This window comes from Anaerohalosphaera lusitana (assembly GCF_002007645.1).
Taxonomy (GTDB): Bacteria; Planctomycetota; Phycisphaerae; order Sedimentisphaerales; family Anaerohalosphaeraceae; genus Anaerohalosphaera; species Anaerohalosphaera lusitana.
In genome coordinates, this window is the sequence record NZ_CP019791.1 from 1,623,165 (window position 1) to 1,644,511 (window position 21,347).

Annotated in this window: 17 protein-coding genes; 13 read left to right on the forward strand and 4 right to left on the reverse strand. The window is 43.2% G+C overall.

From position 1 onward, the window contains the following. The first annotated feature begins 370 nt into the window (after positions 1-370). The 5 genes from STSP2_RS06715 (at position 371) to STSP2_RS06735 (ending at position 5,012) form a co-directional block, all read left to right on the forward strand. Positions 371-1,186, forward strand: coding sequence for a hypothetical protein (locus tag STSP2_RS06715; protein WP_146661062.1), 816 nt, complete (start codon positions 371-373; stop codon positions 1,184-1,186). Between the two features lie 182 nt (positions 1,187-1,368). After that, the gene (locus STSP2_RS06720; protein WP_146661064.1) at positions 1,369-1,677 is read left to right on the forward strand and encodes a hypothetical protein; all 309 of its coding nucleotides are present in this window, start codon (positions 1,369-1,371) and stop codon (positions 1,675-1,677) included. A gap of 227 nt (positions 1,678-1,904) precedes the next feature. Next, positions 1,905-2,243 (forward strand): hypothetical protein, encoded by a 339-nt coding sequence (locus STSP2_RS06725; RefSeq protein ID WP_146661066.1) that lies wholly within the window; start codon positions 1,905-1,907, stop codon positions 2,241-2,243. 217 nt (positions 2,244-2,460) lie between these two features. Continuing rightward, positions 2,461-4,404 (forward strand): CHC2 zinc finger domain-containing protein, encoded by a 1,944-nt coding sequence (locus tag STSP2_RS06730; protein WP_146661068.1) that lies wholly within the window; start codon positions 2,461-2,463, stop codon positions 4,402-4,404. 233 nt (positions 4,405-4,637) lie between these two features. Further along, positions 4,638-5,012, forward strand: a complete 375-nt coding sequence (locus tag STSP2_RS06735) for a hypothetical protein (RefSeq protein WP_205848020.1) — start codon at positions 4,638-4,640, stop codon at positions 5,010-5,012. Between the two features lie 74 nt (positions 5,013-5,086). Here the strand turns inward: STSP2_RS06735 and STSP2_RS06740 are convergent, their stop codons facing one another. Then, complete coding sequence (locus STSP2_RS06740) at positions 5,087-5,296, reverse strand: hypothetical protein (RefSeq protein ID WP_169853047.1); 210 nt, start codon at positions 5,294-5,296, stop codon at positions 5,087-5,089. A gap of 300 nt (positions 5,297-5,596) precedes the next feature. Between STSP2_RS06740 and STSP2_RS06745 the strand changes: the two genes are divergently transcribed. Both STSP2_RS06745 and STSP2_RS06750 read left to right on the forward strand, forming a co-directional pair. Further along, positions 5,597-5,935, forward strand: coding sequence for a hypothetical protein (locus STSP2_RS06745; protein WP_146661074.1), 339 nt, complete (start codon positions 5,597-5,599; stop codon positions 5,933-5,935). Positions 5,936-6,268: 333 nt separating this feature from the next. Then, complete coding sequence (locus tag STSP2_RS06750) at positions 6,269-7,021, forward strand: hypothetical protein (RefSeq protein WP_146661076.1); 753 nt, start codon at positions 6,269-6,271, stop codon at positions 7,019-7,021. A gap of 5 nt (positions 7,022-7,026) precedes the next feature. Here the strand turns inward: STSP2_RS06750 and STSP2_RS06755 are convergent, their stop codons facing one another. From STSP2_RS06755 to STSP2_RS06765, 3 genes are all read right to left on the reverse strand, one after another. After that, positions 7,027-7,947 (reverse strand): tyrosine-type recombinase/integrase, encoded by a 921-nt coding sequence (locus STSP2_RS06755; protein ID WP_169853048.1) that lies wholly within the window; start codon positions 7,945-7,947, stop codon positions 7,027-7,029. Positions 7,948-8,065: 118 nt separating this feature from the next. Beyond that, complete coding sequence (locus STSP2_RS06760; RefSeq protein ID WP_146661080.1) at positions 8,066-8,530, reverse strand: helix-turn-helix transcriptional regulator; 465 nt, start codon at positions 8,528-8,530, stop codon at positions 8,066-8,068. A gap of 44 nt (positions 8,531-8,574) precedes the next feature. Beyond that, complete coding sequence (locus STSP2_RS06765; protein ID WP_146661082.1) at positions 8,575-9,552, reverse strand: Holliday junction DNA helicase RuvB C-terminal domain-containing protein; 978 nt, start codon at positions 9,550-9,552, stop codon at positions 8,575-8,577. 633 nt (positions 9,553-10,185) lie between these two features. On the opposite strand from STSP2_RS06765, the gene STSP2_RS06770 reads away from it, so the two are divergent. The 6 genes from STSP2_RS06770 to STSP2_RS06795 all read left to right on the forward strand — a co-directional run bounded on the left by STSP2_RS06770 (position 10,186) and on the right by STSP2_RS06795 (position 21,312). Continuing rightward, positions 10,186-17,958: an RHS repeat domain-containing protein gene (locus tag STSP2_RS06770; protein ID WP_146661084.1), complete on the forward strand. Its 7,773-nt coding sequence runs from the start codon at positions 10,186-10,188 to the stop codon at positions 17,956-17,958. Then, the gene (locus STSP2_RS06775) at positions 17,955-18,578 is read left to right on the forward strand and encodes a hypothetical protein (protein WP_146661093.1); all 624 of its coding nucleotides are present in this window, start codon (positions 17,955-17,957) and stop codon (positions 18,576-18,578) included. Before STSP2_RS06770 ends, STSP2_RS06775 begins: the two co-directional genes overlap by 4 nt. 10 nt (positions 18,579-18,588) lie before the next feature. After that, positions 18,589-19,137, forward strand: a complete 549-nt coding sequence (locus STSP2_RS06780) for a hypothetical protein (RefSeq protein WP_146661095.1) — start codon at positions 18,589-18,591, stop codon at positions 19,135-19,137. Then, entirely contained in the window at positions 19,122-19,493 is a 372-nt protein-coding gene (locus STSP2_RS06785; RefSeq protein WP_146661097.1) for a hypothetical protein, read from the forward strand. Before STSP2_RS06780 ends, STSP2_RS06785 begins: the two co-directional genes overlap by 16 nt. Before the next feature lie 16 nt (positions 19,494-19,509). After that, positions 19,510-20,739, forward strand: coding sequence for a rhodanese-like domain-containing protein (locus tag STSP2_RS06790; protein WP_146661099.1), 1,230 nt, complete (start codon positions 19,510-19,512; stop codon positions 20,737-20,739). An 84-nt stretch (positions 20,740-20,823) separates the two neighbouring features. Then, positions 20,824-21,312, forward strand: coding sequence for a hypothetical protein (locus tag STSP2_RS06795; RefSeq protein ID WP_146661101.1), 489 nt, complete (start codon positions 20,824-20,826; stop codon positions 21,310-21,312). Positions 21,313-21,347: the final 35 nt, after the last annotated feature.

The following is a 21,347-nucleotide window of genomic DNA, read 5'->3' on the forward strand; positions in this document are numbered from 1 at the left end:
AATCTTTTTCACGCTCATCTTTCCCAATTATTTTTCGAAAACTTGATTTTTGACGGATGAATACTTCCATCTTTCCCAAGTATCTTGTAAGTGCAATATTCACAAGGGCTTACAACGATTTTAATGCTGCATAAACGTAATTCTATGCTATATTTGCATTTGTGACGCGACACTGCATGTAAATAATATGGATTAGAAATTAATTGAAAGGAGGTCGGCAAATGGGACCATGACGAAAACGCAAAAAGCAATGTGAATTACTCAAGCATCTGCCGTCTGCAGATGATGAGACGCTTAAGGTCACAGCGAGCTCAGGAAGAGCTAAAGGGACCAAGTAAGAATTGTCAACCTCCATTTATAGGAGATGAAAATGAAAAATAGTTCAAACAGCCACAATACCCATAGTGACAGGAATATTGCTAAATCCAACTTATATTCAGCTTTTCGTCAAGAGCTTGAAAAATCGATTGATGAATATCGAAGCGAAGCAGCCGAAGGTTATGCAGGCCGAAATCTTTCGAAGGCAGATTATATTGATTCAGTGATATGTCATTTCTTGTCTGATTTGTTTTCGCGAATTAAGCCAATTCCAAAGGTCTTAGAGATACCGGAAGAGGAAGCTTATGTTTCTGCAAATGACATTCTCAACAAGTTAGGTCCGACAGGCGTGACGATTGGAGCTGCGGTCTTCCGTTTGGCACATCAGCTTGAAATTGAATTACCTGCTAACGGTATTGAAAGAGCTTCGAATAGCGTTGTCGCCTTCAAAGAGGATGGTGCTAAAGCATATGAAACTGCAGTACCTATAGTTATGTGCTATGAAGAATTTTTCTGGCAAGACATGGATGCAGTCATGAAACATATTTTCTACATGAAAGACAAGGTGGTAGAAAAGTTTGGTCAGGAAAGCAAAGAAGCAAGAATAGGATTGGAGCTTATGGAATTGCCACTAATGAGTCAAAGATTAGTGGTTGTCGCCATGCAATATCTTATGGAAGTACTGATTGGAGCCTCCATAGTCGAGAGTATTTTAGAAGAGTATCGAAGGGCAAGAAGCCTGCAGAAAAACCTTTCTGATGGAATAACGAAATTGCCCAATGAAATCTACCTTGATGTGCACCTAATACTTCTGCATTTAGGACGGATTCTGGAAATTCTTGGAGTAGATGCTCCTGATGGAAAGTAGCCGCTAAGAATTCATTTTTCTGATGTCGAAAGGAGGTCATTGAATGGAGCCATAAAGCTGTAATAGTACTCGAACATCTGCAGTGTCGCAGATGAGAGACGCTGAAAGGTCGCAGCGAGCTCTAAACGAGCTAAAGGGGCCAAGTAAGAATTGTTAACCTGCATTTATAGGAGCAAAAAAAGATGAAGAAGGTTGTTGAAGGTAAGTTGTACGATACGGAAGTCGCTGAGGAAATCTGCTACTACAGCTACGGTTATTCAGGAGATTTTCGCTACTGCAGTGAAGTACTTTACAAGAGTCCGAACGGTCAGTTCTTTATTGAGTACGATGGTGGCCCATACTCCAAATACAGTGAAGCAGGAGGGCCACAGAAAGTTTACGGTTCTTCAGGCATTAAGCTTGTCTCTGAAGATGAAGCACAATCCTTTGTCGAAGAGAACGGCTCTGCAGAAGATTACATCAAAGCTTTCGGTGAACCTGAAAAAGGCTAGTTGATGTAAGTATCAGATAGGGGCAATCCCGGGTAAGCCCCTAATCTGATACGACATAATTAGTTATTTCTCAATGTTCTGGGAAATAAAAAAGCTTATTATAAGGCTTAAAAACAGGGTTTGGATTGACTTGTAAAGTGAAAACAAAACATCTAAGCTTTATGTAGGAACACATTCTGCAAAGTGCAGAGATAGAAAGAAAAAAGTTAATTTCTAAGGAGAAAAATATGAAAAAGAAATTTATTTGTGAGGAATGTGGTGGAAGTCAAATAGGCTACCAAGAATATGTCAGCAGTGTTTCGCCTGTAGATTACGTTGGGCAAGAAGTTTATTACGGGGAGCCTCAGATTGATGAAAGTGATTCAGTCTGTGCTGATTTTGGGTTTCTGTGCTTGGATTGTGGACATCGTCTGTTTCACGCCGGTCAAAGAATCGAGACAGAGCAAGATTTGCAATATTATCTGAATGCAGACAGGCAAGTGCTGGCACAAGAAAATGGGGCGTACGTTAACCATCTTGAAGAGCACATTGAAATGCTTGAAAAATGCAGAAAAAATGAAAAATAAAAGAAGGAATTGTTTCCTAAGAAAAGAATTAAGAGAATAGAGTTCAGGCTCTGATGTTTATGAATGAATGTTGGATAAGATAATATGTTTTTTCACTCTATACCAATTCAAAAGTGAAGAAAGTAATGATAGAATAATATATGACGTCGTAATCTATCTTATCCGAGAGCTCGTCACGCCTGAACGTGGCGGGCTTTTTTATTGGAAAGGATAAGATATGAGCAAAATTCAGATAGAAATTAGCACTGAAGAATTTTTGGAACAGATTCATGGCAAGAATGCACTGATTTATTTCAATGTAGCTTCAAATACTTGGAGAAACAAGCCTCAGAGCTATTCAGAGGCAAAAAGAAAGCTCAAGTACCGTAACAGTCAGGGAGACGATATTGGCTTCATAGTCAATTCTGGTGGCTCTAAGAAGGAGGACATAAATCGCATCAATGCCTGTTTCATTGACTGGGATTGTGGCAGAGATGCTAATGGTGAGTATTTTTCACTTCATTATGTCAAAAAGAAAAAGGATGAGTTTGTTAAGTACCTTTCTGATTCTCCGCTGAATCCATCATATATCGTAGAAACAAGAAATGGATTTCATGTCTATTGGCTCACAAAGGATTATTCTGTTACTCCTGAACAGCTTGTTAATATCCAAAAAAGACTCATTGTATATTTCAATGCAGACCCATCATGTACTACTCCTAACAGAGTAATGCGTCTACCTGGATATCTTTGGATTAAATCTAAATCTAATTGTTCACCATTTAATGTTCGTATATATAATTACAATTCTCTTCGATATTCTTACAATGACTTTGATGCTTCATTCCCTTTTGTCTCAGATGATGATTTTTCTGAGTATTTAGAAGAAAACAAAAAGGGCAGGAAAAGTGACCACAATAATAGCTTTAGCTATTATAATAATACCTGTGATATTTATGAGGGCACTTTTCCTGATGATATTAAAGAGAAAGATAGTTTAACTAATAATAACAGCATCATAGATATACTCAAAAAGAAGAATTTAGCTGATTATCTTGGTATTGAGTATGATTGCCAAATTACTCCTGATAAGTCACTGCATTTGAGATGTCCCTTTCATGATGACAGCCAAGAGAGTGCGTCAATATTCGTAGATAAGCAAACAGGCCATTTTAGAATATACTGTCATAGTTCCCATTGCGGATTCAATGGCAGTATCATCGATGTAGTCATGAAACAGAAGAATTGTGATGTCAGTGATGCTGTTAGGCATTTGATTCAGCATTACGATATTCAGAAGGATGAAAAATGGAAAAAAGACAAAAGAAGGGAAATTGATGATAATATCAACATTGTCGAGAGGATAAATGAGCTCAAGGACGAATACCCGAACCTGTATCATTTTGTCAATAGAGTGAGAGATGATTTGCTTTCAAAGCTCAGATTTGCCAGAGATAAGATTGCTTTGCGTACTTCAAAGGGAGACGTGATTGTGATTTGTTCCTTGAGGAAATTCAATGCATTGAAGGGAGGGAGAAGAAATGACGTTGGAAGACAGAATGAAAGGATTGACAGATATTGTGTTTTGGGCCTGATGAGGAAATTGCCAGATGAGGAGATTACAAAATCTTTGATGATGAATTTACAGGGACAAAGAGATTCTTTGGTAAAAGGACTGGGTGTTAAGGGAGATAAGGCCAATATCTATCGTTCTCAGTGCTACAGTTTTCCAGCATATACACCAGATGTCTTGGCAGAAGCAGAAGAAACAGCTAAGAAACTAAGGGAGAATGGTGTCAAGATGAACTCAATTTCTAGAGACATGATTTGGCAGGTACTCGGTCCTGAGAAGGCTGCTCAAATTTATCCGCAGGTTCATAAACAGGGGATTAGCAGTGCCGGTAACAAGTTCATGGGCAAAGTTGAGTCATGCCTGTTGCAGCAGTTGCATACGCGAGGCTATGCAAGGGTTCCTGAAATTATCTCAGAAATAACACAAGAGTATGACTGGAAGTCTGTGACTGACAGAAGGGTCAAAAAGTACATTCCTGGTTTGCTCACAAAGCACGGACTGGCCGAGGTTACATGCACGAAAGCATTGAAAGAACAATTTAGAATCATCAGCAGAGGATATCCAAAAATAGTCATCAAAAAGTCAGTTCTTGCATCAGGTGCTGCATGAACGTCTCAGGCTTGCTTCTATGCTAATTAGGTTCTGGTAGAGGGGAACTTGCCTGGGTTCTCAATTGGTGGCTCAGGATGGATTCTGGTGGCTCTGGCGGAAGCTTATGATGTGCTTATGGTGTCTTATTAAGACCTGATTCATGTTGCGTTCTTTTCTCATTTTCATTTCCCAGAAAAAACAAAAATCATTTCTAATTATGGGAGATGAAAATTGCAGATGGAGAAATGGAAATGAAATCAGATAAAAGCATTGACCCAGTTATAAGATGGTTTCCGCACGAATATGAGCCTGAAGAAATTGAGTTTGAGTGGGATTATATCCTTGAAGAACTTGACCAGCTTATAGATGAAGTCAACCAAGATGGGTATTGGTACTGTACCGTTGAAAACTTTGGTTGGCAAAATCTCAGTGGTCATGCTTATCTTGAGTTTGAATCAGCAAGAGATATGCTTTTGAAAGTTCTTCCCAAATGTGAGTGCAGCTTCAATATTTATAGGGATGGCAAGGTTCTTAGAATTCAAAACTATCACCATGACAGTCCTACAGGTGAATGGTATGAATTAACGCCTATAACCGAAAAAGAATTTGATGAGAAATCACTGTAATTCCATGCCTTGTGACTTCATTGCTTAAGCGAGCAGACAACTTACATGCTATGGCTATGTCGGTCAGGCGTTGATTATAAGGCTAAGATGTCGCCACACAACGTGGCTGGCTTATCCCATAAGTCAATGTTTTTGCTGATTCGTCTTCTTTTGGTCATCATTGATATTTGTGCCATCAGGATGGATCCTGGTGCCTCTGGTGGGATGCCTGTGGAGTACTGAAGCTGTCCAATTTCCTTTTGATTCATGCTGTCTTTTTCTCTCATTCCTTTTGAAATTCTCACCCCTTTTTCCATTTCCCAGAAAAAACAAAAATCATTTCTAATTACCTGAGAGATGAAAATTGCAGATGGAGAAATGGAAATGGGAATTAGAGCGATAACTGATAATCAAGGCAAGACGCTCGACAGATACACAATTTGCTTCTGTGACGGCTCTTTACTGAATCTGTCTCATAATTGCGATTCGCCTCAGGGGGTGTTTATGTGGGGCGAGGGGTGTCCATCAACAGATGATAAGCGAATTAGCTTTGATGATTTGCCGTCGAATGTTCAGAGATATCTCACCAGAAAGGGGTTAGTCAAATGAGTAAGAACAGCCTAATAGCCGGAGCTCTTTTCGCCCTTTACAAAAGAAGCCTGACCCACGCCTATGCTTCTTTTAGGATGAATCAACTTCAGAAGCAACGTCAGAGGATGATTCAGAAATATGTGGAGCATTTCGAAGGCCAACTTAAGGATAAAGGCGGAAAGATAGTGTCGACCATTGCAATTATTTTGTCATGTCGAAAGGGTCTGAGCAAGAAGGATATCGAAGCAATTGTTGATGGAATCGTTGATTCCGATGATATTGATGTCGCCGTCCTAGGGATGCATATCTACAACAAGCTTCTTGAGATGAAAGTGTTGCGTCAAAATGGTTGAGACGCTCAGCAGATTGCTGGCAATTCTCTTGGTAGCTGTGGCTATGTTCAGTTCCATTAGCATGGCTTCGGAGGATATAACAGCGTCTGATTCTGAGATTACATCGGAAGATTTCAGAGCCTTTCAGACAATTGTACTTGTCTATCTCACATACCATTTTTTCTTCACTTGTGAATGGCGGTTCTTGTGGAAGCTTTGGAAGTATGCCTTTTATGTTTCATTGCTTTCGTCGCTATTTCGCTTTAGCTGGCTCATAAATGTGCGGGATTTGTATGATGCCATTGTGTTCATTTTGATTTTGCCCATAATTTTGGTTTTTGGTTGGGATAGTAAGTGAAAAATACTAGACAACAAAAAATATTGAAGCCTTTAGATGATTTTGATGAGGCTGTGAGCTTGTGGAATATCATGCCGAGTGGGTCAGGAAAAGCAGTACAGTTACTCAGGAAGATTGTTGACCAAGTACACGAGGATAGATTTTCGAATGGCAGTGTAAGGTATCCCTCTTTGCTAATTCATGGTCATGAGGGCAAAAGGACGCTAGCAAGAGCGTTCGTGAACAGCCTTGGATTTGATGAGGCTGATGAGATATATGGCCGATTTATGGATGCTGACCATAGAGCCAAAGCTTTTTTTGGCAAGCAGGGAGAGGTTTCTCATGTAATCCTTGACGCTGAAAAAATTAGGCCTGTTACTTTGTCGATTATCTGGGAAATGATAGAAAAAGGGGAGCATGATTTTACGAATATCCTGGGACAGAAGGAAAATATTTTCATCAGCGGTCCTTTGATTCTGACCACCTCTGATATTGGACGAGTGCATAAGTCCATTCGTGATGCTGCTGGTTTTACCGTGGAAGTTGAGCCTTTCTCAGAAGAGCAGATGAAGCTAATCATCCATCAAAGATTGGTATTTTGCGGGATAAAATATGAGGGTGAGGATGTTTTGGAGGCTGTTGTTAATGCTGGTGGTGGTTCGGTGAGTGACTCCATAAAGCTGCTTAGGATGGCTTATGTGATGATGAGAGCAGATGGAAGGGGAAAGCTCTCGGGCAATGATATCGAAAGAACATTGAGGCTCAGATAAGCTCCTTATAAATCCAGATACTTGCTCGAACAGTCATCAGGTTTGACGTGCAGATAGTGGCTCGTGGTCTGAATCGAGCTATGGCCAAGGCTATTCTGGACTACATGCAATGGAGCCTTCTCGCATGCAATTGAAGAATGTGCATGGCGGAGCCAATGGGGTGAGGGGGTGACCTTCAGACCTGCTTTTTGAGCAGCCTTCTTAACTATCCTCAGAACCGTTGTAGAATGCATCTGAGTGCTTCTATTTCTTCCGCGAAAAACGAAAACATCTTCAAAAGCCGAACCCCTGAAATTCATCAGTTCAGACCACAGCGGCTCAGGGATAAGAAGCGTCCTTGTTTTCTTGCCCTTACCATAAACGGTCACTTGTCCACCTTCTGAGCGTTCCTTCAAATCTTTCCAACAAAGAGAACACAGTTCTGAAACCCGGATCCCTGTGATAAATAGGGTTTTCAAAATGAGCTTGTTTCGGGGATGATTTTCAGCATTTATAATTTTTCTGACCTGTTCCTGTGTGAGAATACGTTCCGCAAGTGTGTCCTTGGGAGTGGGAAGAGCCAGAACACGGGCGACATCAAAAGTCAAATAGCCCAATTTATGGGCAAAGGCAAAAAAAGATTTGACGCTTGAAAGAATTCTCCTCTTGGAGCCGTCAACAAGATCCTGCTCATCAATGTGGTTTGCAAACTCCTGCAGGTCCTTCAGGATGATTTCTCTCAGTGACTTGTTGGTGTATTCAAAGAAACGTTCCACATCTTTCCTGTAGTACCTCTGGGTGTGCTTGCTTTTTCCATAGAGCCACAGCTTGACAAGTTCCTGGTCATTCTCAGCCTGCTTTGAAATAGCATTAGGGCGGAGAGATTGTGGAGTTCTGCTGTCCTCTGGGGTGGAGTCAGTCGAATGCAGGATTATATGATTAATCATGCGTTTTTCTTTTCGCGAATTGGACATGGTTCTGGCCTCAAATAAAGGGGATTAGGAATACAAGTGCTTTCAAAGTTGTCTTATTTTGAACAACATTTCATGGAGCCTTAGACGGCGTCTAGACGCCTTTTTGACGTAAATAACGAAAGATTTCTCGGATAACGACGCCTTCGTCCTCGTGTTCAATACCTTCGGGGTATATTTCTTCGATTGCTGAACCTGCCTCCTTTGCTGAGCAGTCCAAGCCCATCGAGTTGAGTGTTTCAGTAAGCTCCTGGTATTTCAGATTGGCCGTGGTTTTGCCTTTGTTTTGCTTTCGTGGTTGACTTTCACTCTTTTCTCTGGGCGAATAGAAGAGGATATAGCGGCCGTTGTCCCCAATGCCCGTATCACGAACTTCTAAACATCTTTTCTGCAGCCTTGCATCGTAGAGAGGTCTGCGGGTCCGCAAGTCGTAAATTGGCTGGGGGAATATGCCCTCGTCAAGCAACTGATAAAAACGAGCACGAGATAGGTTAAGCATCTCAGCCATTTGCTTGACGCTGACAATTGGTTTCAATTTTGACGTTTTATGTTTAGCCATTTGATTTCACTCCGTCATCAAGTAGACAGTAAATCCTAAAAAAATTATTGAAGATTCTGGGAAATATGCTGCTTTCCTTTTTCCGTAATTTGCCGTTCTGAGCCTTGCTTTTCGATAAGCTCTTGGCGGAGAAGATATGGCTCTATGACACTTGAGATGGTTCTTGAAGGCAATCCCAGTTTTGAGGAAAGTACATTAAGCTTCATTGAGTTGCGTTTGGACAATTCGCAAAGATATGCCTGGTCAAGGGTATCCAAGCCTTCTTCATCGATGTCGAGCAAATCAAAGGCCTTGCAAACATCCTCTTTCGTAATGACATTTCTGCCATCAGCAGAACACACACTCCATGCCATCTGCAGATTACGATTAAGAGCTATCCTTGGCGTTTGCTTAGCTCTCTTAGCAATCTCATGAAGAACTTCAGAGTTCTCGTAATCCCATTTGAGAGCATCAGCCCTTTGCTTGACGATGTAAGTCAAATCATCAGCAGAATAGTAATTGAAGCGACAGCAAAGCCTCATACGGTTTCGTAAAGCGTTTTGCAGTTGGAACTCATGTGTTGTCGCGAGAATGATGGTGAAGTTTGCGAGAGGAACTGAGCAGGTCTTTTTGTTATTTTTTCTTTTTGGTAAGATTACTTTTCGTTCAGACAATGCGGTCAAAAGTACATGCTGAGTTCGTGCATCCAGTGCCTGAGCCTCATCCACGAAAATACTGCTGTTTTCGTCTGCCATAAGCAGCATCGAAGTGAGCTCTGTTGGATTGAGCATCTCACCATTCGATTCGATGAGCTGAAGATTTCCGAGTTCGCAATGAATGGCTTTTGCCGTCAGAGTCTTTCCTGTACCTGATGGACCGACCATCAAGACTGGGCCGAAAGAACTGCTGCTGTTATTTGCTCGGTTTGCAAAATACGCATCAAGACTTGTTCTCAGAAGCTCAACAATGTGAGGCTGTCCTTTGATATGGCTAAGACTCGTAATTTGGGTCTGATTAACATCTGTTCCAATTTCATGGCTCATAATCAATTACTCCTTTCACCCATTACTAAGCCATTTTTCAATTTTCTGGGAAATGGCGGCGGGCCGGGGTACTCAGGATGAAGGAAAAAAGCAAGTGCAAAGTGCAGATAACCTTATAATACCCTATGACAATTATAAGGTTGATGAGGCAAAATCGCCTCTAATGGTATCATGAGTGGCATTTCACCATGTTTGGCTTTTTGGAGGATGATGTGATTTGGCTGGGATAAGAAAAATTCTTATTTATCGATGGATGTGGAAAATACGGGATGGCTTTGCTGTTTGTGAGAATAAGAAAAATTCTTATTATCTGGGAAAAGGAAGATGGATTTCATTTCCCAGAATTTCCAAAAACTGCTTCAAATGCAATGGGGAGTTGATTTTGTGCATAGGGTGACCCCTACCCTTTGTGTTCTATGATAAGGTATCCAGTAATAAGCAGGGGACCCTAATTTGACGATTTTGACAGGGGAGATTTTGATGGGCATGGCAATAAGAATAATTCTTATTTAGCCCATGATGCATCTGTATTTTTGAAAGCTCAATCTTTCTGGTTGACAGTATTCTTGTTTTGGTTTCTAATCACAGTTCTTTATCTTGTTCTTGTTATATCTTTAGGAGGTATTTTCTGCCATGTCTGCATCATCCCACAATTTCCTCAAATGCATTTCTATTGTTTCAATTCTATGCCTTACAGTATTTTCCTCATTTGCTGAAGACATAGATACAACTCGCCATGTTTGCGACCACTATGACGGGACTGATGCAGCTTTTGTATGGACCAGCGGTAAAGAGACAAGCTCGAATATTACGCTGACCATTCCTCAGTGCGGTTCTGGTGACGGCGAGACAGGTCATGCATTCATTTCCACGTTTGAGAGTACGAATCTGATTGACTGTAACGGCAATACAAACAACTATTCCTGCGATGATGACCACTGCACCGGTCCTTGCGGCTGTGAGGGACAATACGGCATTTATGCTGTTCTGAAAGTTACGGGTGATGAAGATGCGTTCAACAGCTATTTTCCCAATGGGATAACATTCACCAGTGACTTTTGGATTGATGTTCCAAATGGAGCAGGATACTGGCTCACAGAGACAGTTGAAGAAATAGGGAGTGAATACGAGATTGTATTCGAAAACATGAATCCGTCTGTCCTTTCGCTGAGTGTCACTCCAAATGTCGGTGACTATCATGAAAGGGCAAAATTCCAAATATCGGTTGCTTTCTACGAGAGACGCAGCGGTGCAAATCCTGGTGATGAGCCATGTTACAGCTTTCTTTCCAAAACTTACGGTTCGATTACCATTGAACCCAACAGCAAGAAAGAAACCAATTTTCAGATTATGCCTGTAAATCCGCAGGCTGGTCAGGCAGCTTACATCGAAAAAGTTACTCGCAATTATGACATTGACCCTGAATGGGAAGGCGATTACAGGTGGTCAACTCAGACTCCAAACGAGTGCAGCAGACAATACGGTGACCTTGCTGACAATCCGATGGTGAGCCAGACGCACGGCAACATAGACAGCTATTATATTGTTAAAGTGCCTACATGGACTAAAGAGGTTTCCGGCAGCAGCTTGCCATCTTACATGGCAAGAGAAGGCTGGAGCTTCAACTTCGACCAGGGTTACATCAGCCGAAGCTTTGGAGACAGCAAGAAAATCTATTTCAATCTCAGCGGAGCGGGCAATGTCAAGAAGCTTGATAGCATTGAGTATTGCTTTAACGGAGAATCAAGAGGCAACGGCGTAACCGGCTGGTACAGTTATTATGATGCGAATGACTGTATTGACGCAATAGCTGCTGCAGACGTAATCACCGACCCTAATAACTTTGACCCAAACAATCCTCCTCTTCAAGACAAATACCTTGACTTTAACTGGACGGAAGAGGTGGACGGGGCCACATCTGCGGACGTATCCTTTGTTAAGGATGCCGAAACCCTCAGAGAATGGCATGTGGGCTATGATGCTGATGGAAGAATGACAGAATCTGTAGACGGGTGTGCGTGTTCGGGAACAACAGGCGGTTTTGAAAAATATGAGTATTACGAGGGCATTACCGAACCTGCCTTGGGTGGTCTTGTAAAAAAACAGTTCAATGCTTCAGGTGATATCATCGAGTGGAACGACTATGAAGTTCGAGGCTTGAATTCTCCGCCGATAGTCAAGGACATATTTGTTTACAACAGCAGCTTTGAAACGCCTGATGTCGCTCCGGGGACAGAAGATGTCGGTATTCCTTATGGATGGCATGAAGCCGACGTGCCGGACAATCTCAGCGTCTATGACCCTGACCCAAATTATGGGCTACCTGACGGCGAACAGTATTTGATAATTACAAATGCAGCAGTAGAGCAGAAGATATGGGAAGCTGTTCTGCCGGATACCTACTACACTCTTTCTGCGAGTATCAAAGCTTTGGGTTCTACTTCCACTGCAACTTTGAAACTTGTTTGTTTTGATGGTGCAACTGAGAATATCATAATCGAAAAAACCATAATCAATGGCGAGCTCAGTCAATCGAACTGGATAGAATTTAACGGTGAGGGGCACAGTTTTGAGTCACAGGAGCTTGTCGGTCAGCAGCTCAAACTCATAATCTCCGGCAGTAACATCGAGGTCGATAAAATCTCAATCGGCAGCACAACATATCTGATGAAAAAGACAGCACCGCTGCTTACCTATCGAAGGGCTGTCAATCCATCGGATGGCTCGGACTACAAGATGGCGGAGTGGGATTACGACAGCAACGACTTTACTGCTGTCGAGAAACAGTACGTTGACAACACCAACGCAAGAATAACCAAATACGTCTATACAGACAGCTCTTTCAGTGAACTTGCAAGCAAAACCGAATACGAACTGCTCAATGATGACCCTGACAATCCTTCGGGCAGGACTTTGACTACCACCTACAGCAGACAGATTCTTGCTGACGGTACGACTGCAAGGATGGCTGAGGCTCCATCAGGAAGGGTAGACATTGAGATAATAGACGACGGTTTTGTAGTCGAGTCTTTTTCAACCAGAAGTACCGACCCCAACTACTGGGACAACAATGTAGACAGAAAGCTGTACAGCTATGACAATGATGGACAGTTGGAATGGGAAGAGACTGTAAGAGGTGCAAGGACTGATTATGACTATGACGGTTACAAGATTAAGACCATCACCGGTCCTGATGTCAACAGTGTACCTGTACTTGACGATGCCGAAGATTTTCAGGAAACAGAGTATTTCTACGATGATTCTGACAGGATAGAGAAAAAACAGGAAAAGGATACCAATGGTGATTTTGTCTATACCCGTTACGAATATGATGCCGTCGGCAACAAACGTAAAGTCACCAGAGATTACGAGGGTGAAAATCCAAGCAGCACATACTACCACTATGACGAATTAGGACAGGTCAGACTTGAAATCTCCGACGAAGGTGTAATCCACGGTAAGCGATACAATACTGCAGGACAGCTTGAGTGCGAATTCGTACCTGCTGATTATGCAGACCCAAACAGTGCATCTCCTGACCTCGTTTCGCAGACCAAATATACCTATACCGCAGACGGTCAGATTGAAACAGTTTCAAAAGCAAAGGATAAGAATATATTTACGTTCGGCAATCCTTCTGGATGGGTCGTAACCAAGTATGAGTACGATTTCCTCGGCAGGAAGAAAAAGACCATCGAGGATTTCGGCGGTGACAATCTCACTACTATCTATCACTACAACAATCAGGGAGAGCTCTGCAAGACCGAGTATCCAACCGGCAGATGGGTCGAGACCAGAAGAGATGGAATGGGCAGAGTCTATGAGGTCGTTGAAGGATACGGGCAGACTGATGTTCTAAAAACCAGCTACTATTATGATAATGAGGGCAATCTTGAGGAGAAGGTCGAACAGGATGGAACTGCAGAGTTTTATACCTATGATGATTTTGACCGTTTGGAATATAAGTACCAAGACAGCCTGAGCGGTCCCTACACCTTCTACACATATGATGAAGGCGGTGCTGTCGAGAGTACGGTCCACTGTAAAGCTGACGGCACAGTTTTGCTGGAAACGTTCAGCAAGCATGATTTGCTTGGTCGGCTGCATGTACGGAGAATACTTGCTGCTCCCGGTTATCTCAATGATGACGAGGACATGATTACCGAGTTTTACTATGATGTCGCAGGTAATCAGACCAGGACTATTCGCAAAGGTGAGGCGGCTGCTGACCCCAACGTTGTAACCGACATTATCACAGAGACTCTCTATGATTCGCTGAGCCGTCCTTACTGTCAGATAGACGGAGAGGGCAATCGTGATTACATCTCATACGACGGTGACGGCAGAATCAAAAAGGCGGTTGACCCCAATGTCGTAAATGCTTATGACCCTTACGGCAGACTTGAGAGCGTGACCGACGATGACGGCCACTATACCGTCTACGCCTATGACAGCCTCGACAGACCATTTAATCAGACGGTTTATGACTGCAGAAGCACGCCCAATGACTTATCTGATGATTTTGAGGTCAAGCAGGTTCACAATACATATGACGACCTTGACAGACTCACCAGAAAAGTTGTCATGAAAGACCCTGCATCAACTGCCGACCCTAATCTTGCCGTTGATATGGTTGCAGATTATGTGTATGACCCCAATGACGGCTTGCTCGATGAGGTCCATACATATGCCAACGGCAGCACAACTCCTCAGGTTACTTCCTTTTACTATGATGAGTTTGGGCGGAAATGGCGAACTGTTGATGCCGAGGGCAACGAGGAGAAAATCTATTTCGACCCTGTAAACAACAAGCAGGTAGTCAAACGTGAACGCATCGAGACCGATGCTGAAAACTCAGCGAATACCTATGCCATCACCACATTTTATGATTATGATGATTACGGAAATCTTTGGAAGAAGACGCTGGATGAAGATGGTGACGGCATAGACGAATCAACCGATTTTACAACCGAGTATCTTTATGATGGTCTCAGCAGGCTCGAATACGTTATTGCTCCTGACCAAATCAAGACCAAATATGAATATGACCAGTTCGGCAACCGTGAAAAGGTCATTGAGGACCCTGATGAGGCAGGCTACGTCGGCGAAAACAGGGTGACGCTTTACGGCTATGACCGTCTTGGCAGAAAGGAAACGGTCACAGCGTATGACCCCAACAGTCAGACTACGACCTACGATTACAACAAGAATGACCAGATAAAACGAATAACCTACCCTGACCAGAAGTACAAGGAATTTGAATATTATGATTCCGGTGAGGTTTGGAAGAAAAGACTTGCTGACGGCAGTGAAATCTATTACGGCTATGATGGACGCAACAATGTTGTATGGGAAAGTGATGACCCTGCTGCGATTCCTATAGGCGACCCCAACGGCGTAACAACGTTTATCGCTGAATTCGACTACGACGGCGGTGGGAACCTCGTTTATGCATCCAAGCAGGTGACGGACGGCTATGTCTCGGAATCTGTATTCGAGTACAACGGTTTTGGTCTGCCTGATGCCGAAAAGACATGGCTTTATGATTGGGATATGGTCGCGACCACTTATGACTATGACCAGTCAGGCAATCAGACCGTCAGAACGCATGCCGGTGATTCGCTGACGTATTCCTATGATTCACTTGGCAGAATCGAATCCATCAGCAGAGATGATTCTCAGATTGTCTCATACAAGTATGCGGGCAGTGCTGTAAAATCGCTTGAGTATCCCCAGGCTGAAATCCTTGAGAGCCGTTCTTATGACAAACTCGGCAGAACAGAGCGTATTACAAGCAGCGAGACTTTCACAGGCGGAGGAGATATCCTCGACTATATTTACACCTATGATTCCGTCTCCAACAGGAAATCCGTGCAATATAACCATCTGCCAACCACAGTATGGGACAAGTATTATTACGATAATCTGCGAAGGCTTGAAGAGGTTGAATATGGAGCAGCAAGCGGATTTGCCAAAGCTGAAGATTTCGGCAATGACTTCTATTTTGCAGTGGTAATGGCTGGCCGTTGGCTCGAAACCGACTTCGACATCGAAAAAGAACTGCAGAGAGAACTTGCCCGTGTCAATGCTCAGCGAACCAAGCAGTGGGCATTCGATGCGATAGTACATCAACTCCCTGACGACATGCCCGTTCTCACTCTCGCTGAATTCGGCGAAGAGGACGTTGACATCGACCCTTCAACTACAACACAGATAATCGAAGGCGACAACGGCAACACACAGGCTGAGATAGTGACGGACAGCGACGGCAGAATCCTGATTTTCACCATCGTGCCCGAAACCGGCAATAAGCTGACGGTCTATCCAACCTACAACAAGGACGGCAGCATCGACAGCAACACCTTCGTATTCTTCGACGATAAGGGCGACATCGTCGATACGAAGACAATCGACTCGGAACCGACCACCTCGACTGATTCAACCCTCTCTTTGCAGTCCACATCACTCGAATCAGACGACTCGATGACCATGTCCACAATGAGCATGCCTGCTCCACCTGAGTCAAAACTTGACGAATATGATTACAGTCCGCTCGGTAACAGAATAAAAGTCATCAAACGTTCGAATTCTTTCGCTACGGAGACGCTAGAATACGAGCGTAATGACTACAATCAGTATGAGTCATACACAAGCTCCTTTTTTGGTGATAGTGCTGACTTCAACCAGACCTATGATGACCGGGGCAACCTCGAATACGATGGTGAACTGACCTACAGCTATGACCATCACAACCGTATGACAGAGGTTCAGGAAAGTACTTCTGTCTTGATAAGTTTTGATTATGACGCTCTTGGCAGACGTATTCTAAAGACCGATGAGGTTGAAGGACCAACTACGCTTTACTACTATGACACCATGGGCAGGGTCCTTGCTCAGTACACAGACATTGTCGGAACCAGCGATTACGAGCTTGACCGCACATTCGTTTACGGTAACGGCATCAATGATGTGCTTGCGATGTTCCTGCCAGAAGACGAACTTGACGACAATGCTAATGATGATTTCCTGTCCTTTGTTGACACCTGGCTTGCCGACCCCAACAGTGCCGACTGGAACGCAAGCTGGGACAGCAACGCAGACAACATCATCGACTTTGCAGACTTCTGCTATTACGCATCAGATTTTGACACCCCGAGCATCGTAGAAACAGATTACTACTACCTCAAAGATGCTCTGGGCAGTGTAGTGGGGCTTATAGGCGGAAAGTTCGGCAGAACAGAAGAACGAGAGTTCTATAACTACGACATCTACGGCCAGCCGTCCGAAACCAGCACAGCAGGCAACCCCTACATGTTCGCAGGTATGCGGTATGATGCCGAACTGGGCACATACCACACCCTCCACAGAACCTACAGCCCACAACAGGGCAGATGGTTCCAGCCAGATCCAATCGGATATGCTGATGGAATGAACCTCTACGAATATGTAACAGGAAATCCGACAACGTTCATTGACCCATGGGGTTTGCTCAAGGATTGGGAATCGGCAAACTGGGATGAACTAGTGTCACATCCTTATGCGTATTCCTCTAAAGATTTAAGCGATAATTACATGATACAAACCGCTTCTGATCTTAAGAGTTTCTCAGAAGGACGTGTGTTGCTTAGAGAATACTTGAACGGAGCTGGGGGTCTTCCAGGCTATTTGATAGGGACAAAAGGTCCGCTTCGGCAGGATATTATTAACGGCTTTAAATATGGCGAAATTGAAGATGACGAGCTTCATTTGTCCTTTGATTACCCTGTGACTGCAGGAGATGTCAAACAGCTTGTAAAGCAATCGGAAAATTATTATAACAGCAAGCGTAGGTGTAAAGAACTTCAGGATGATGGCGTCAAAGCCCTGCTGTTCGCCACAGAGCAATTAGCCTGGGGTGGTGCCGGATCTCTCCTTAATGCTCTTAAGCTTGCCGGGGCCGGAGCAAAAGCGATTAAGCCGCTAGGCATGTTCACTGATGATGCTGCTCGACACGTTGGTTCGTATACTGATGACCTTCTCCGCTCTACTTCCAGAACAAACACCGAATTAATTCAGGAAATTGGCACTCGTGCAGAGAGATGGGGCTTTAGGAAAGGTTTAGGTAAGGGGCCCGTGGCAGGTACAAGGAAACATAAATATGCTGATGATTTTTTACGAAGGTATCAGGAAATGTTTGGAGACCGAGGATTGCGGTCTGAGGTTCGATATCTTGACGGTGCACGTTGGAGACCCAACCAGCCTCTTAAAGGTTCAATTCGAGTTGATGTCGTAGAAAACATGTTTGACCCAACTGGGATATGGGATTACAAATTTGGTGGAGCAAAATTAACACCTGGCCGCATCCAACGGATTCGCGGTGGCACAGGTGTTGGACCTGAAGTTCCTGTCATTGAGGTTAGGCCATGAAAAAGTTTGATAAATATCGACCACTGACCAAGCAACAGTTAAAAGAGGTGGTAGAATGCTATGCAACGGAATTCCCTGATTGGGAGATTGTTGACGGGAACAGGTTTGTTCGCTCACTAGGGCCAGTTGCCCAAGAAATAGGTTTTCAGGGAATGAGTTATCAGGCATATCGTCCTATGGCATATATTTTGCCATTACCATACCCTAGCATTGCCATGCTGCATCACTTTCTTGATATTAAACATGATGTTATTGACATGCGTGCACACCCGAGGAAATGGAGAAGTGCTATAGCAGCTATGGAAGAACAGTTCGTGCCGCCGATTCGCCAGCCGTTGAATTTACGTGAGGTAATGCGTCTGTGTGAGCAGACCGCCAGAGAAAAAACCAACGACCTTTGTATGCTGGCCATTCTGAATGCGTATCTTGGTGAAAAGTTACAGGCAAAATCATATTGTGAACGAGTTCAAGTCGCACCGAGCCATATGACGCCACGCCCCGAATGGGAGCTGGAGCACCAGGAATTTGCCCGTCAACTCCTTAACGCCATCGAATCAGGAAACGAGCTGAAATTCCTGGATGATGTCACAGCCTCAGGAGGTTTTGAAATAGAACAGTGAAAATTAAACCATGAAAAAGTTTGATAAATATCGACCCCTGACAAAAAAGCAATTAAAGGAAATTGTAGAATGCTATGCCGCAGAATTCCCTGATTGGGAAATAGTGGATGGGGATAGGCTCGTGCGTTCACTAGGCCCTGTTCTCCAGCAAATAGGTTTCCAAGGTTTAAGTTATCAGGCATACCGTCCTATGGGTGTTATACGAGCATTGCCGTACCCAAGTGTCAAGATGCTTCCTCAGTTCCTCGATATTAAACATGATGTTATTGACATGCGTGCACACCCGAGGAAATGGAGAAGTGCTATAGCAGCTATGGAAGAACAGTTCGTGCCGCCGATTCGCCAGCCGTTGAATTTACGTGAGGTAATGCGTCTGTGTGAGCAGACCGCCAGAGAAAAAACCAACGACCTTTGTATGCTGGCCATTCTGAATGCGTATCTTGGTGAAAAGTTACAGGCAAAATCATCTGGAATTCTTCAGCCTCTGCTTATGCTAGCAGTGCAGCTTACGACGAAAGCATATCCCCGACCCACAGACCCAGGATGTCTACCGCAGTAGGTCTCCTGCAAATCACAAGAAGCACGTACAATGATTACTACGATAGAGGCATCTTTCCTCAAAACGATTTGTGGAAAACAAACTTTGGTGAAGTTTGGGACGAGAGCAACCTTGTCAATCCAGCCAGAAATATGGTTGCCGGGTTGTTTGTTCTTCAAGGAAAACCGGGTACGACTTTGCAGGAAAAGTTAGGGAATTACTATGGCAAGGGAAACAATTCAAATAGAGCGTATTCTGGTAAAATCCTAAAGGGAGCACGGTTTGTGAAAGATTTCCTTGAACGCAAGGATTTACGTCATTTGTCACCTCAGGAATGTAGTACACTGATGAGAGAATTAGATGATATAGTTCACTAGAGAGGTTAAACGCATTATGAGAAAGCATTCTATACTATTGTGTTCTTCGCTTTTAATGTTATTTTCTTGTGCAAAATGTTTGGCATCTTGGGATAGCGTCGCTCTAAAAAGCTGTGATTTCAGTGAAGTCGGACTAAGCAGAGCTTCAGTTGAGCACACGTGTCGAAATATCGTAGAGACCAGCTATACCGGTTTGGATTTGCAGTCACTTAAAAAAAGATACCCAGACTCAAAACTTGACTGTTATCGACTTAAGCAGGGAACTTATTTTTTGGTTTGGGCACTGGAATTCGATGACAGAGGGCGAGATATTACTGTCTGGGCGATGGTTGACGACGGCAAAATCGCCATTAACAAACAAGCAATCTTGGGAGGTACATGCCAGCCCTACGTTGACGGTGACATGTTGTTTCGTAAGAAAGATACCAGCTTTTACCGTGTATTTCTGAGGTACCATGACGCTTTGTATTCAGGGTCTTCTGGTGGGCGTTCATATGCATGGGAAGTAGATATGAATAACTTAAAGGTCATGGCATTATGTGCCGTTAGTTGGCCAGAGGTTTCCAGTAGGAATTGGCCTGAAGCTCCCGTTTTGGACAAAGATACATTTCATCTTACAATAAAAATGCCAACGAGGAGATTCCTATATGGCATTTGGGGTACAGACTGGGTGGACATCAATTATGTTGGAGCGGGGGTTGAGGCATATCGTAAGTCTTCGATATATGTGGAAATGGTAATTCCTCCTAATCTAATTATGAATCAATCGATAGACCAAGATTCGCTAATTGAAAAGAATTACTCGCAATTGGTATATAATAATCCTGGTTTTGCTGAGATAGGTAGCGAAGAGTTGTCGTACTTATTAGAAAACTACTCGAAACGAGTTAAGTTAGTAGATACAAGACTGGCGGATGAATATGAAGTTTCGAAAATTCAGGATTCGGTTTTATATAAGGACTCTGAAGGTCAAGAACTAATCTCCGAGGGAAACAAAGTTCTAATCTTCTATTCTGATATTGGATATAGGAGTTCAGTTGTGGTTAAGCATTTATTAGCACATGTACGTGAAAAAAAGAAAGGTGACGATATAAACGTATACAATTTGCGGGGTGGCATACTGGCATGGATTAATTCAGGAGGTAGCGTTGTTGATTCTGCCAATGAGAAAACAAACAAAATTAGCGTTGATGCTGATTACCGCATATGTCTGCCGGAAGGCTACATCTTTGTTCCAACTAAATAGTAATTTAAAGCATCCAAAGCATGTATATATCTTATGTGCAATAGAAGGGAAAGTGAGCTGAGCGTGATTCTTAGATTGTTCACAATGACCAAATCTAAAGAAAAAATTGTGTGGCATTTCATTCTGCTAATGGTACTCTTTTCTTGTTCATCTTGCGAAAGACAGCAGCCCAATGTACGTCAAACCCTGGAGAACGACTATCTCAGAAATAGTAATGAAACCGATGTGAAAGTTGTAAGGTTTGCTCATATTGGCAAAATCGAATCAAAAGGCAAAAGCTACTATGTAATCGACCTCAGGACGGTTCTAAAAGGTATGCCAGCCCCACGAGGTAACAATCAAATCTTATTGTATGACAATAATTTAACGAAAGTTGCGAGTTTTCAGTATGATTCAATGCCATTGTGGTGCAAAGGGTCGAGGGTCTATTTGTTTGGAGTCGATACTCAGGAAGGAATGTTTGGAAATGTGTGGGATTTCAGCAAAGGTGTGAATGAGGGTGAGCGTCGACTTATCGAATTGCCTGCATATGGCAGTTATAAGTCTGAGCAAACGCTAGGAAGCCGACTTTGAGCACGGGGCCAGCAAGTTCCTCGGAGGTGAAAGCT